This is a genomic window from Enterobacter asburiae, assembly GCF_024599655.1.
Classification (GTDB): Bacteria; Pseudomonadota; Gammaproteobacteria; order Enterobacterales; family Enterobacteriaceae; genus Enterobacter; species Enterobacter asburiae_D.
Genome location: NZ_CP102247.1, coordinates 2749872 through 2764372 on the forward strand (window position 1 = coordinate 2749872; position 14501 = coordinate 2764372).

At 56.0% G+C, this 14501-nt stretch carries 12 protein-coding genes; 9 read left to right on the plus strand and 3 right to left on the minus strand.

All coding sequences use genetic code 11. The annotated features are described in order from the left end of the window. Positions 1 to 111 precede the first annotated feature (111 nt). Positions 112 to 1017 (minus strand): LysR family transcriptional regulator, encoded by a 906-nt coding sequence (locus tag NQ230_RS12955; RefSeq protein ID WP_252031096.1) that lies wholly within the window; start codon positions 1015 to 1017, stop codon positions 112 to 114. Positions 1018 to 1192: 175 nt separating this feature from the next. Here NQ230_RS12955 and NQ230_RS12960 point away from each other — a divergent pair, with 175 nt between their 5' ends. From NQ230_RS12960 to uspE, 7 genes are all read left to right on the plus strand, one after another. Next, the gene (locus NQ230_RS12960) at positions 1193 to 2503 is read left to right on the plus strand and encodes a M20 family metallo-hydrolase (RefSeq protein ID WP_257257918.1); all 1311 of its coding nucleotides are present in this window, start codon (positions 1193 to 1195) and stop codon (positions 2501 to 2503) included. Then, positions 2503 to 3948 carry a M20 family metallopeptidase gene (locus NQ230_RS12965; RefSeq protein WP_257257919.1) on the plus strand — a complete coding sequence of 482 codons (1446 nt, stop codon included), beginning with the start codon at positions 2503 to 2505 and terminating at the stop codon, positions 3946 to 3948. Before NQ230_RS12960 ends, NQ230_RS12965 begins: the two co-directional genes overlap by 1 nt. A gap of 41 nt (positions 3949 to 3989) precedes the next feature. Then, positions 3990 to 5516 (plus strand): p-aminobenzoyl-glutamate transporter, encoded by a 1527-nt coding sequence (gene abgT, locus NQ230_RS12970; RefSeq protein ID WP_032657666.1) that lies wholly within the window; start codon positions 3990 to 3992, stop codon positions 5514 to 5516. A 10-nt stretch (positions 5517 to 5526) separates the two neighbouring features. Next, positions 5527 to 6042 carry a methylated-DNA--[protein]-cysteine S-methyltransferase gene (gene ogt / locus NQ230_RS12975; protein ID WP_121423521.1) on the plus strand — a complete coding sequence of 172 codons (516 nt, stop codon included), beginning with the start codon at positions 5527 to 5529 and terminating at the stop codon, positions 6040 to 6042. Positions 6043 to 6225: 183 nt separating this feature from the next. After that, the gene (gene fnr, locus NQ230_RS12980; RefSeq protein WP_006174991.1) at positions 6226 to 6978 is read left to right on the plus strand and encodes a fumarate/nitrate reduction transcriptional regulator Fnr; all 753 of its coding nucleotides are present in this window, start codon (positions 6226 to 6228) and stop codon (positions 6976 to 6978) included. Positions 6979 to 7124: 146 nt separating this feature from the next. Then, entirely contained in the window at positions 7125 to 7307 is a 183-nt protein-coding gene (locus NQ230_RS12985; protein WP_014883604.1) for a hypothetical protein, read from the plus strand. 109 nt (positions 7308 to 7416) lie between these two features. Further along, positions 7417 to 8367: a universal stress protein UspE gene (gene uspE / locus NQ230_RS12990; protein WP_023335478.1), complete on the plus strand. Its 951-nt coding sequence runs from the start codon at positions 7417 to 7419 to the stop codon at positions 8365 to 8367. Between the two features lie 125 nt (positions 8368 to 8492). On the opposite strand, the gene pntB is transcribed toward uspE, so the two are convergent. Beyond that, positions 8493 to 9881, minus strand: a complete 1389-nt coding sequence (pntB, locus tag NQ230_RS12995) for a Re/Si-specific NAD(P)(+) transhydrogenase subunit beta (protein ID WP_024909329.1) — start codon at positions 9879 to 9881, stop codon at positions 8493 to 8495. 10 nt (positions 9882 to 9891) lie between these two features. Next, positions 9892 to 11421 carry a Re/Si-specific NAD(P)(+) transhydrogenase subunit alpha gene (gene pntA / locus NQ230_RS13000; protein ID WP_121423520.1) on the minus strand — a complete coding sequence of 510 codons (1530 nt, stop codon included), beginning with the start codon at positions 11419 to 11421 and terminating at the stop codon, positions 9892 to 9894. Positions 11422 to 11956: 535 nt separating this feature from the next. Here pntA and ydgH point away from each other — a divergent pair. Together ydgH and NQ230_RS13010 are read left to right on the plus strand one after the other, a co-directional pair. Beyond that, on the plus strand, positions 11957 to 12901 hold the full coding sequence (ydgH, locus tag NQ230_RS13005) for a DUF1471 family protein YdgH (protein ID WP_024909331.1): 945 nt from the start codon (positions 11957 to 11959) through the stop codon (positions 12899 to 12901). Positions 12902 to 13085: 184 nt separating this feature from the next. After that, positions 13086 to 14468: an amino acid permease gene (locus NQ230_RS13010; RefSeq protein WP_257257920.1), complete on the plus strand. Its 1383-nt coding sequence runs from the start codon at positions 13086 to 13088 to the stop codon at positions 14466 to 14468. The last annotated feature ends 33 nt before the right edge of the window (positions 14469 to 14501 follow it).

Consider the following 14501-nt stretch of genomic DNA (forward strand, 5'->3'; position numbering starts at 1 on the left):
CCTGCCCCATGGAAATAATACCCAGGATTGGCGAAAGGACGCACTGCTGTGTGTACTATAGGGTCTGTCTGATGTCGGGCAGATCCTGTTTTTTTAATAAGCATTTCACGCTCAGATTAATTTTCTCGCTTCCCTTCTGAATTGCGTAATTAATGATTCCGCCAGGGGCGTCTGCCGTGAATCACGGCGCTGAATTAAATAATAGGCCGCTTTAGGAAGCGATTCGACAACCGGCAGCATAACCAGACGGCGCGCCAGCAGCGGGTCACAGCCTAGCTCCTGCGGCAATATGCTTAAAAAATCACTTTGCGCGACCAGGCTAATACAGGAAGAAAAGGTTTCGCAAACCACACCAATTCGCGGTATTTGCGAACGATCGCTAAATACCTCTTCTAATTGCTTGTAATAGCTTCCCCGCGGCGTCGGCATTGTCCAGTTATAATGCAGAAGTTCATTAATAGACGTCGCCCCCATGGCCGGATGTCCATCCCGACAAAATACCGCAAACGGTTTTTCGAAGAGCTTTTCAAACGTAAATTCCTGGTCGTAAGGCCCCTGATAATAGGTGTTGATGGTGAAGTCCAGTTCGCCCTGGCGTAATTCATTGATCATCGACACCAGTTGCCCTTCCATAATCCGCACCTTGACCTGCGGATGCTGTGCATGGAAGCGGGTAATGACGGCGGGCATCAGCGTGCGTGAAACGCTGGCCCCCATTCCTATATTGATCTGCCCGGCCAGCTCCCCCTGCCGCTGACGGATGTCATCCTGCGCCGCACGCAGCTCTTCCAGAATCAACCTGGCGCGCTGGTAAAAGCCCTCGCCGCATTCGGTCAACGCGACGCCCTTACTCCTGCGCACGAAAAGCTGCGCCGCCATGCCCTCCTCCAGCTCTTTGATGGATTTGGTCAGCGCCGGCTGGGAAAGATTCAGCGTCCTGCTGGCACCGCGGATGCTGCCCTGACGCGCAACCTCAACAAACGCCCGGATTTGATGAAATTTAATCTGGAATGTCATAGCCCGACCGATAACCGTTGTTTATCAGAGTAAAGAAACTGTCATCTACTTTAATGGAAAGGGATGTGCGAGGGTAATTCCTGAACGGTTAAAACTGTGAAAAATCGGTTAGTGATAAGTAAAAACTATCACAGCGTGAAGCAGTTCACATATTTTAATGATGACAGGAACAGATATGGACACACTGGCGCAGTACATCCAGACGTTATCCCCGCAGCTGAGCGCATGGCGTCGTGATTTTCACCATTATGCGGAATCCGGCTGGGTAGAGTTTCGTACCGCCGCGAAAGTCGCGGAAATCCTCGACGCGCTGGGTTACGAACTGGCGATGGGTCGCGACGTGGTGGATGCCGAAAGCCGGATGGGGTTGCCCGATGCCGCTACCCTGGAGCAAGAGTTTGCCCGCGCGCGGGCGCAGGGGGCGCCTGAGAAATGGCTGGCGCCGTTTGAAGGCGGGTTTACCGGCATTGTGGCGACCCTCAATACCGGGCGTCCTGGACCGACCCTGGCGTTTCGCGTCGACATGGATGCTCTTGACTTAAGCGAAGCGCTGGATGAAAGCCATCGCCCGTTTCGCGACGGTTTTGCCTCCTGCAATCCGGGAATGATGCACGCCTGCGCGCACGACGGCCACACCACGATTGGTCTGGGGCTGGCGCGGGTGCTTAAGCAGAATGAAGCGCAGCTCAACGGCACCCTCAAGCTGATCTTCCAGCCTGCCGAAGAAGGCACCCGCGGCGCGCGCGCCATGGTTGCCGCCGGGGCGCTGGACGACGTGGACTATTTCACCGCCATCCATATTGGTACCGGCGTCCCTGCCGGAACGGTGATTTGCGGCAGCGATAACTTTATGGCCACCACCAAGTTTGACGTGAACTTTACCGGCGTTGCCGCACACGCGGGCGGTAAACCGGAGGACGGACGTAACGCCCTGCTCGCCGCCGCGCAGGCCGCCCTCGCCCTGCACAGCATCGCCCCGCACAGCGAAGGCGCCTCCCGGGTGAACGTCGGGGTGATGCAGGCGGGCAGCGGACGCAACGTGGTACCTGCGAATGCCCTGATAAAGGTTGAAACCCGCGGTGAAAGCGAAGCGATTAATCAGTACGTCTTTGAACGCGCGCAGGCGGTCATTACCGGTGCAGCGGCGCTCTACGGCGTGCGCGCCGAGATGCGCCTGATGGGTGCCGCGACGTCCAGCGCGCCGACACCGGCGTGGGTTGATTATCTGCGCGAACAGGCGAGCCAGGTTTCCGGGGTTCTCCACGCTATCGATAAGGTGAAGGCGCCAGCAGGCTCCGAAGACGCCACGCTGATGATGGCCCGCGTGCAGCAGAACGGCGGCATGGCGTCCTATATGGTGTTCGGCACGGATTTGAGCGCCGGGCATCACAACGAAAAATTCGACTTCGATGAGCAGGTCATGGCCATCGCCATTGAAACGCTGGCGCGAACTGCGCTCAATTTCCCGTGGACGCGAGGTGTGTAATGCAGGAGAACTACGCTTTTATTGCCGATGCGATCGACACGCGATGTCGGACGTTAACCGATATTGCCGACGCGATCTGGGATCGTCCTGAAACCCGCTTTGAAGAGTTCTGGTCCGCCGAACGGCTCGCCAGCGAGCTGGAGTCAGAAGGATTTACGCTGACGCGCGAGGCTGGCGGTATTCCAAATGCCTTTATCGCCAGCTTCGGCAGCGGGAAACCGGTCATCGCCCTGCTGGGTGAATACGACGCGCTGGCCGGGTTAAGCCAGCAGGCGCACTGCGCAACGGCGCAATCCGCCACGCCGGGAGCTAACGGCCACGGCTGCGGACATAACCTCTTAGGCACCGCGGCGCTGGCGGGCGCGGTGGCGGTGAAAAGCTGGCTGGAACAGCACGGCGGCAGCGGAACGGTGCGTTTTTACGGCTGTCCCGGTGAAGAAGGTGGCTCCGGGAAAACCTTTATGGTGCGCGAAGGCCTGTTTGATGACGTCGATGCCGCCGTCACCTGGCACCCGGAAGCCTTCGCCGGGATGTTTAACGTCAGCACGCTCGCGAATATTCAGGCAGCCTGGCGTTTTCACGGTGTGGCGGCACATGCAGCCAACTCCCCTCATCTGGGACGCAGCGCGCTGGACGCCGTGACGCTGATGACTACCGGCACCAACTTCCTCAACGAACACATCATTGAGAAAGCGCGCGTCCATTACGCCATTACCGATACCGGCGGGATTTCGCCCAACGTGGTGCAGGCGCAGGCTGAGGTGCTGTACTTGATCCGCGCCCCGGAGATGGCCGATGCGCAGCAGATTTACGAACGCATCGAGAAAATCGCCCAGGGCGCGGCGATGATGACCGAAACCACCGTCGAGTGCCGCTTTGATAAAGCCTGCTCCAGCTACCTGCCGAACCGCACGCTTGAAGCGGCGATGTATCGCGCGTTGCAGCACTACGGCACGCCAGAATGGGCCGCCGAGGAACGCGACTTTGCCCGCGAGATCCGCGCCACCCTGACGCCCAACGATCTGCAAAACAGCCTGAAAAATATTGCCGCAACGGGGGGAGACGCGGGTAAAGCCTTTGCCCGTCGTCATCAGGAGACGCTGCTGGTGGATGAAGTCGCGCCCTATGCCGTCACCGACAACGTGCTGGCTGGCTCCACGGACGTGGGCGACGTCAGCTGGAAAATGCCGGTCGCCCAGTGCTTCAGCCCCTGCTTTACCGTCGGCACGCCGCTGCACACCTGGCAACTGGTGGCGCAGGGGCGTACCTCCATCGCCCACAAAGGCATGCTGCTGGCCGGAAAAGTAATGGGCGCGACCGTGCTCAATCTGCTGCAGGACGCAGCGCTGCTGAAAAAATGCCGTGAAGAGTTCGAACAACAATTACAAGAAAAACCGTACGTGTGTCCGATCCCACATGGCGTGACACCGTCACCTTTAAAATAAAAAAACACAACACAACAACACAACACTCCCGAGGAACGCCCATGAGTATGTCATCCATACCTTCGCATTCCCCATCCGGTAAGCTCTATGGCTGGGTTGAAAGGATCGGCAATAAAGTGCCGCACCCTTTCCTGCTGTTTATCTATCTGATTGTGATTTTAATGGTCGCCACCGCCGTGCTCTCCGCCTTTGACGTGAGCGTGCGCAGCCCGGCTGACGGCAGCCTGGTGGCGGTAAAAAACCTGCTCAGCGTTGACGGACTGCACTGGTTTTTGCCGAACGTTATCAAAAACTTCAGCGGTTTCGCCCCGCTGGGCGCCATTCTGGCGCTGGTGCTGGGTGCCGGGCTGGCGGAACGCGTGGGCTTGCTGCCCGCATTAATGGTGAAGATGGCTTCGCACGTCAGCGCCCGTTACGCCAGCTATATGGTGCTATTTATCGCCTTCTTCAGCCATATCTCCTCCGACGCCGCGCTGGTGATCATGCCGCCGATGGGGGCGCTGATTTTCCTCGCCGTCGGGCGTCATCCCGTGGCGGGCCTGCTGTCGGCGATTGCGGGCGTGGGCTGCGGATTCACCGCCAACCTGCTGATCGTCACCACCGACGTGCTGCTGTCCGGCATCAGCACGGAGGCGGCAAAGACCATTGATGCGGCAATGCACGTCAGCGTGATCGACAACTGGTACTTTATGGCAAGCTCGGTGATTGTCCTGACGATTGTCGGCGGGCTGATTACCGACAAGATCATCGAGCCGCGCCTGGGTAAATGGGAAGGCCGTAGCGATGAAAAGCTGGACACCCTGAGCAAAGAGCAGCGCTTCGGCCTGCGCGTGGCTGGCGTGGTCTCGCTGGCCTTTATCGCGCTGGTGGCGCTAATGGTGGTGCCGGAAAACGGCATACTGCGCGATCCGGTTAAACATACCGTCCTGCCGTCGCCGTTTATTCAGGGCATCGTACCGCTGATTATCCTCTTCTTCTTTGTCGTTTCACTCGCCTACGGTATCGCGACCGGCAAAATCCGCCGTCAGGGCGATCTGCCGCAGCTGATGATCGAGCCGATGAAAGAGATGGCGGGCTTTATCGTGATGGTGTTCCCGCTGGCGCAGTTTGTGGCGATGTTTAACTGGAGCAACATGGGCAAGTTTATGGCCGTGGGGCTGACCGACGCGCTGGAGGCTGCCGGGCTAAGCGGCGTACCGGCGTTTGTCGGTCTGGCGCTGCTGTCATCCCTGCTGTGCATGTTTATCGCCAGCGGCTCCGCCATCTGGTCGATTCTGGCCCCGATCTTCGTGCCGATGTTTATGATGCTGGGGTTCCATCCGGCGTTTGCGCAGATCCTGTTTCGCATCGCGGACTCCTCGGTGATTCCGCTGGCGCCGGTTTCGCCGTTTGTTCCGCTGTTTTTAGGCTTCCTGCAGCGCTATAAACCGGAAGCCAAACTGGGTACCTACTATTCGCTGGTTTTACCCTATCCGCTTATCTTTTTAGGGGTATGGCTGGTGATGCTGGTGGCATGGTATCTTGTCGGCCTGCCGATTGGGCCGGGGATTTACCCGAGGCTGAACTAAAGGAATGAGGATGCTGAGATTACTCGAAGATAAGATTGCGACGCCGCTCGGGCCGCTGTGGGTGATCGCGGACGAGCAGTTCTGCCTGCGCGCCGTCGAATGGGAAGAGCACAGCGACCGCATGGAAGAACTGCTCCATGTTCACTACCGCGCACAGGGGTATGAACGTATTCACGCCACCAACCCGGGCGGGCTGAGCGACAAGCTTGCGGCCTACTTCGAAGGCGATCTCAGCATCATCGATACTCTGCCGACCGCTACGGCAGGCACCCCTTTTCAGCGCGAAGTGTGGCAGGCCCTGCGGTCGATTCCGTGCGGGCAGGTCATGCATTACGGCCAGCTCGCGGAGCAGCTAGGCCGCGCAGGGGCCGCACGTGCGGTGGGTGCCGCGAACGGCTCGAACCCGGTCAGCATTGTGGTGCCCTGCCATCGCGTTATTGGCCGCAACGGCACCATGACGGGCTATGCTGGCGGCGTGCAGCGAAAAGAGTGGTTGCTGCGTCACGAAGGGTATCTCTTGCTCTAGTTCCCAGGCTTTTTGTGCTTAATTTTCTTCCGGTTAGGCTAAAAATCCATAATCAAGCTGTGGAATTTCAAGAAGATGGCGACATGTTGTCGCCTCTTGTCCTTATTGAGGGTTTGTCAGGCTTACGTACTTACCAAAAAGATGTTAAAATTGACCAATATCAATTAAGGCTTGAGCAAACCTATGATCCCGGAAAAGCGAATTATACGACGCATTCAGTCTGGCGGTTGTGCTATCCATTGCCAGGATTGCAGCATCAGCCAGCTCTGTATCCCGTTTACCCTGAATGAGCATGAACTCGATCAGCTTGATAATATCATCGAGCGTAAAAAGCCTATTCAGAAAGGGCAGACGCTGTTTAAAGCGGGAGACGAACTGAAATCGCTCTATGCTATCCGTTCTGGCACCATCAAGAGCTACACCATCACCGAACAGGGTGATGAGCAGATCACCGGCTTCCATCTGGCGGGCGACCTGGTGGGCTTTGACGCCATCGGCACGGGCCATCACCCGAGCTTTGCTCAGGCACTCGAAACCTCGATGGTTTGCGAAATCCCGTTTGAAACCCTGGACGATCTGTCCGGCAAGATGCCTAACCTGCGTCAGCAGATGATGCGTCTGATGAGCGGTGAGATCAAAGGCGATCAGGACATGATCCTGCTGCTTTCCAAAAAGAATGCGGAAGAGCGCCTGGCCGCGTTTATCTACAACCTCTCCCGCCGCTTCGCCGAGCGTGGCTTCTCGCCACGTGAATTCCGTCTGACGATGACGCGTGGCGATATCGGTAACTACCTGGGTCTGACCGTGGAAACCATCAGCCGTCTGCTGGGCCGTTTCCAGAAAAGCGGAATGCTGGCCGTTAAGGGTAAATACATCACTATCGAAAACGGTGAAGCGCTGGCCGTTCTTGCCGGGCACGCCCGCAACGTGGCGTAACTTTCCGCCTGTTGATGACCAGACTGATAAATTCTTGTGATTTATTGGTCTGGTATAATCACTTCCGTTCCAAGATATTTTCACCGCAGCACGTCCCCACACAGCGCCCGAAAGGTTCTCGTTGAGGTTATGAATTGAGAGAAAGTTTGTTTTTCGTTTCAGTCGTGATTGCCTCTGTGACCTTTATCTTCATCTGGATCATGCTTGTCGGCCCGATGAAGGGGGAGGAAAAAACCTACGTTCAGGACTCCACGACCTTTGCGATAGCGGTGATGGTGCTGCTGTTTATTGCGTTTATCGCGGTGACGACCACGGTACTTTTCCTCTGATAATTTTTCATGAATTATTGATCTGGTAAAACCTCCCCTCTGTTTCATTCAGGATATATAGGTTACTCTTTTAATTACAGACTGTGGTGACAGTAGTAAGGAGACCTGTATGGCCAAGTATCAAAACATGCTGGTAGCTATCGATCCGAATCAGGACGATCAGCCAGCATTACGACGCGCTGTGTATTTACATCAACGGATTGGTGGCAAAATCAAAGCGTTTTTGCCGATCTATGACTTCTCGTATGAGATGACCACCCTTCTGTCGCCTGACGAGCGCACCGCTATGCGTCAGGGCGTCATCAGCCAGCGTACCGCGTGGATCCGTGAACAGGCGAAGTATTACCTGGAAGCGGGTGTACCCATTGATATTAAAGTGGTCTGGCATAACCGACCTTTCGAAGCCATCATCCAGGAGATTGTCGCCGGTGGGCACGACCTGCTGCTGAAGATGGCGCACCAGCACGACAAGCTGGAATCCGTGATTTTCACCCCGACCGACTGGCACCTACTGCGTAAATGCCCTTGCCCGGTCTGGATGGTGAAAGACCAGCCGTGGCCTGAAGGCGGGAAAGCCGTTGTGGCGGTAAACCTCGCGAGTGAAGAGGATTACCACAATTCGCTGAACGAGAAGCTGGTGAAGGAGACCATCCAGCTTGCCGATCAGGTGAATCATACCGAAGTGCATCTGGTTGGTGCCTATCCGGTCACCCCGATTAACATTGCCATTGAGCTGCCTGAATTTGACCCGAGCGTGTACAACGACGCGATCCGCGGTCAACACCTGCTGGCTATGAAAGCGCTGCGCCAGAAATTCAGCATCGATGAGAAAATGACCCACGTGGAAAAAGGGCTGCCTGAAGAGGTGATCCCGGACCTGGCGGAACACCTGCAGGCGGGGATTGTGGTGCTGGGCACCATTGGCCGGACCGGTATTTCTGCGGCGTTCCTCGGCAATACCGCTGAACAGGTGATCGACCATCTGCGCTGCGACCTGCTGGTCATTAAGCCGGATGAGTACCAAACGCCGGTTGAGCTGGACGATCCTGAAGACGATTAACCAGCAGGATGAAAAAAAACCGTCGGGGAACCGGCGTTTTTTTTTTGCCGGGTGGCGGCTTCGCCTTACCCGGCCTACGGATTTGGTAGGCCCGGTAAGCTTGTGCGCCACCGGGCTTTACCCTGTCAGAGTGATTTCAGAATCGCATCCACGCTGGCTTTGGCATCACCAAACAGCATATGGGTGTTCTCTTTGAAGAACAGCGGGTTCTGAACCCCGGCATAGCCGGTATTCATGGAGCGTTTAAACACAATCACGTTCTGCGCCTTCCACACTTCCAGAACAGGCATACCGGCGATTGGGCTACCCGGATCGTCCTGTGCAGCAGGGTTAACGGTATCGTTAGCACCAATGACCAGCACGGTGTCGGTATCGGCGAAATCATCGTTGATCTCATCCATTTCCAGCACGATGTCGTAAGGCACTTTCGCTTCCGCCAGCAGCACGTTCATGTGGCCCGGCAGACGCCCTGCCACCGGGTGAATACCAAAGCGAACCTTGATACCCCGCGCGCGCAGCTTCTCGGTGATTTCCGCCACCGGATACTGCGCCTGTGCCACCGCCATGCCGTAGCCCGGGGTGATGATCACGGAATGCGAGTTTTTCAGCATGTCTGCGGTATCTTCAGCAGAAATTTCACGGTGCTCACCCACTTCTTCATCCGCACTGGAAGAAGACCCATCGGTCCCGAAACCACCGGCGATAACGCTGATGAACGAGCGGTTCATCGCCTTACACATGATGTAAGACAGGATCGCACCGGAAGAACCCACCAGCGCACCGGTGACGATCAGCAGGTCATTGCTCAGCATAAAGCCTGCCGCCGCTGCGGCCCAACCGGAGTAGGAGTTCAGCATCGAGACAACCACCGGCATATCCGCACCGCCGATGGACGCCACCAGGTGCCAGCCGAAGGCCAGCGCGATGATAGTCATTACCAGCAACGCCAGCACCTGCAGACCGACGCTTTCGGTACGCACGAAGACCACCAGCAGTACAAACGACACCACCAGCGCCGCCAGGTTCAGCTTATGACGGTTTGGTAGCATCAGCGGCTTAGAGGAGATCTTCCCGCGCAGCTTGCCGAACGCCACAATGGAGCCAGTGAAGGTTACCGCACCGATGAAGATACCGAGGAACACCTCCGTCAGGTGGATGTTCACCAGAATCGGTTCCAGGCCCGGTTCGTGATACAGGTAGCTGTTGAAGCCCACCAGCACCGCCGCCAGACCCACGAAGCTGTGCAGAATGGCAACCAGCTCCGGCATTTCGGTCATTTCGACGCGTTTTGCCAGGCGAATACCAATCGCGCCGCCGATGATCATCGCCACCAGGATCCACGCCACGTTGCCGGTATCCGGCCCGAAGATGGTGGCAATCAGCGCAATCGCCATCCCGGCGATACCAAAGTTATTCCCCTGCTGAGACGTTTCGTGTTTGGAAAGCCCCGCCAGACTGAAAATAAACAGGATTGCAGCAACAATGTATGCGGCTGTCACTAATCCTCCAGACATATGCTACCCCTTAGCCTTTACGAAACATTTTCAGCATGCGCTGAGTCACGGTGAAACCACCGAAAATATTGATACTGGCGATCAGCACCGCGATAAAGCTCAGGAAGCTGATCCAGCCGCCGTGACCAATCTGCAGTAACGCCCCCACCACGATGATCCCGGAGATGGCGTTGGTTACCGACATCAGCGGCGTATGCAGCGCATGAGAGACGTTCCACACCACGTAGTAGCCTACGACGCAGGAGAGCGCGAAGACGGTAAAGTGGCCGAGGAACTCTTTCGGCGCAACGTCAGCCAGCCAGCCGAACAGAATAATCACCAGCGCCATGATCGCGTATTTACGCCACGGAGAAGCCGGTTTGGCGGGTTCTTTTGGCGCGGGCGCCGCTTTCGGTGCCGCCTGAGGCTGAGCAGAAACCTGAATAGGCGGCGCAGGCCAGGTAATTTCACCTTCACGGACGACGGTGACGCCGCGCACCACCACATCGTCGAAATCAACGGTGACGTTGCCGTCTTTCTCTTTGCAGAGCAGCTTCAGCAGGTTGACCAGGTTAGTGCCGTAGAGCTGAGAAGACTGCGTTGGCAGACGGCCCGGCAGATCGGTATAACCGATCACCTTCACGCCGTTCGCGGTCGTGGTCACCTGATTCGGTACGGTATATTCGCAGTTACCGCCGTTTTGGGCGGCCAGGTCGACAATCACGCTGCCCGACTTCATGGAGTCAACCATCTCACGGGTAATCAGCTTCGGCGCCGGTTTACCCGGAATAAGCGCGGTGGTGACAATAATGTCGACATCTTTCGCCTGAGCGGCGAAGAGTTCCATTTCGGCTTTGATAAACGCTTCGGACATCACCTTCGCGTAACCGTCGCCGCTGCCTGCCTCTTCCTTGAAGTCCAGCTCAAGGAATTCGGCACCCATACTCTGGACCTGTTCCTTTACTTCAGGACGGGTGTCAAAGGCGCGTACGATCGCGCCCAGGCTGTTTGCCGCACCGATTGCGGCAAGGCCCGCCACGCCCGCGCCAATCACCATCACTTTCGCCGGAGGGACTTTACCCGCGGCGGTGATTTGACCGGTAAAGAAGCGACCAAATTCGTGGGCCGCTTCAACAATGGCGCGGTAGCCGGCAATGTTTGCCATGGAGCTTAAGGCATCCAGCGACTGCGCGCGCGAAATGCGCGGCACGGAGTCCATCGCCATCACGGTCACGCCACGGGCTGCCAGCTTCTCCATCAGCTCCGGATTTTGCGCAGGCCAGATGAAGCTCACCAGGGTCGTCCCGGGATTCAGCAGCGCAATCTCACTCTCTTCCGGTGCGTTGACCTTCAGAATCACCGGCGACTGCCAGACGTCAGCACCGTCGACCACTTCCGCGCCAGCCTGGATAAAGGCCTCGTCATCGAAACTCGCCAGTTTGCCTGCGCCGCTTTCAACCGCGACCGTAAAACCCAGTTTAAGCAGTTGCTCCACCGTTTTCGGTGTTGCCGCTACGCGGGTTTCATTGGCTAACCGTTCTTTTGGTACCCCAATACGCATAGTTTTCCCTTCCATCGGTTTTTGATGATGGTTTATCGATAAATGCCCGCGGTTTGTATCAATTTTCGCCATCGCGCGAGCGACGAGATATGATTAACCCCGGAAAATAAAACAGTAACAAACTGTCTATAACCTACTGAAAATAGCGCCCGCGATCTACCGCCAGAAAACACTATTTCTTACTTTATCTGTGAAAAATAAGCGATCGGCGTCACTGACAGTGATATTTACCTTAAATTCATTGCCAGAACCGATAAATCGCGCAAGCGGAGCGGTAAAAACATGATATAGCGCCGTAAGAGAACAACTTATTAACATTAAATTAACTTGTAAAAGTCATATGCTTTATCAGTTTTACTTGTCAAACGCGTGTTTTTTCAACATATCACTAAATGTTATCGAATTCGGTGATTCAGTCAGCACAGGCAGTGAAAAATGGCGCAGACAGCGACGGGTTTTAAATGCAATAATCGGGACCGTCTCAAATTAACAACAATACCAGTACATGGTTTGCGCAAGGCGAAGGATCATTTTTATGAAGCTTAAGAACACACTCCTGGCGTCCGCACTTCTTTCCGCGACCGCCCTGTCTGCGAATGCCGCAACAGAGTTAACGCCGGAGCAAGCGGCAGCGTTAAAACCTTTTGACCATACGGTCATTGTGGGTCGTTATAATTCTATTGGCGACGCCGTCGCCGCGGCATCAAAAGCTGCTGATAAAAACGGGGCTGCCTCGTTTTATGTCGTTGATCAGTCCGATTACGGCAACAGCGGTAACCAGCGCGTGACCATTGCGCTGTTCAAAGACAATGCGCCAAAAGCTGACGCACCGAAAAACCGCGTGATCAACGGTGTTGTTGAACTGCCGAAAGATCAGGCGATTGAGCTGGAACCTTACGACACCGTTACCGTTCAGGGCTTCTACCGCAGCCAGCCTGAAGTGAACGATGCCATCACCAAAGCCGCGAAAGAGAAAGGGGCCTACTCTTTCTTCATCGTGCGTCAGGTCGATGCTAACCAGGGTGGCAACCAGCGTATTACCGCTTTCATCTATAAAAAAGATGCGAAAAAACGTGTTCTGCAGAGCCCGGATGCTATCCCGGCGAATTCAGAAGCAGGTCGCGCGGCAATAGCAAAAGGCGGCGAAGAAGCGAAGAAAGTTGAAATTCCAGGCGTAGCAACGACGGCTGCCCCAAGCGCTGAAGTGGGCCGTTTCTTTGAAACGCAGTCCACGAAAGGTGGCCGTTACTCCGTTACGCTGCCGGACGGTACCAAAATTGAAGAGCTGAATAACGCCACTGCAGCGCAGATGGTGCCGTTCGACAGCATCAAGTTTACCGGCAACTACGGCAACATGACGGAAGTCTCTTACCAGGTCGCGAAGCGTGCGGCGAAGAAAGGGGCGAAGTACTACCACATCACCCGCCAGTGGCAGGAACGTGGTAACAACGTGACCATCAGCGCCGATCTGTACAAGTAACAAAATCGTTTATGAAAGGCGGCGCAATGCCGCCTTTTTTGTTACTTTTTTTGAATTTCTGCCCCACGTCATTGCATGCTTTCGTTACACTCCGTAAAATCCCGCGCCTTAGTGTGATCCACCATTTTTATGCGCCTGAGCGAAATAATTATTCTGGATTTTGACCTTTCATAACAGGAAGCCAATGGAAAAGAAACTTGGCCTGAGTGCTCTGACTGCACTCGTTTTAAGCTCAATGCTGGGTGCAGGCGTATTCAGTTTGCCGCAGAATATGGCGGCCGTCGCCAGCCCTTCCGCGCTCATGATTGGCTGGGGCATTACGGGTGTCGGAATACTGCTGCTGGCCTTCGCCATGCTGCTGCTCACCCGCATTCGCCCGGACCTGGACGGCGGCATTTTCACCTATGCGCGTGAAGGTTTCGGCGAGCTGATTGGCTTCTGTTCCGCGTGGGGATACTGGCTGTGTGCGGTTATCGCCAACGTCTCCTATCTGGTTATTGTCTTCTCGGCGCTCAGTTTCTTTACCGATACGCCTGAGCTGCGCTTCTTTGGCGACGGGAATACCTGGCAGTCTATTGTGGGCGCCTCGGTGTTGCTGTGGTTCGTCCACTGGCTGGTGTTGCGTGGCGTACAAACGGCCGCCAGCATCAACCTGGTGGCGACGCTGGCGAAACTGGTTCCGCTCGGCCTGTTTATCGTTCTGGCCTTTATTGCGTTCCGTCTGGACGTATTTAAGCTCGATTTCAGCGGCGTTGCGCTGGGCGTTCCCGTCTGGGAGCAGGTGAAAAACACGATGCTGATTACCCTTTGGGTATTCATCGGTGTTGAAGGCGCGGTCGTGGTTTCTGCCCGGGCCCGGAATAAACGCGATGTGGGCCGCGCGACGCTGCTGGCCGTACTGGCTGCGCTCGGGGTCTATCTGCTGGTGACGCTGCTGTCGCTGGGCGTGGTGGCGCGTCCTGAGCTGGCTGAAATGCGTAACCCGTCAATGGCAGGCCTGATGGTGAAAATGCTCGGCCCCTGGGGCGATGTGGTGATTGCCGCAGGGCTGATCGTCTCCGTCTGCGGCGCTTACCTGAGCTGGACCATCATGGCGGCTGAAGTGCCGTTCCTGGCCGCGACGCACAAGGCGTTTCCACGCCTGTTTGCCCGTCAAAACCAAAACAGCGCGCCGTCGGCATCACTCTGGCTGACCAACATCAGCGTTCAGGTCTGTCTGGTGCTGATCTGGCTCACAGGTTCAGACTATAACACCCTGCTGACCATCGCCTCGGAGATGATTCTGGTACCCTATTTCTTAGTGGGTGCGTATCTGTTAAAAATTGCCACACGCCCGGCGCATTATGTCGTGGGTGTCGGAGCCTGTATTTACGGCCTGTGGTTGTTGTATGCTTCCGGACCTCTGCATCTGCTGCTGTCGGTAGTGCTGTACGCACCGGGTCTGCTGGTGTTTATCTACGCCCGCCGCACGCATCAGCTGGAGAACGCGCTGAAACGCCGTGAGATGGCATTAATTGGACTGCTACTGGTTGCTGCCCTACCGGCAACCTGGATGTTAATGGGATAGCATCGCCTTTCCCATTGTTGAACTGTAAAGGAG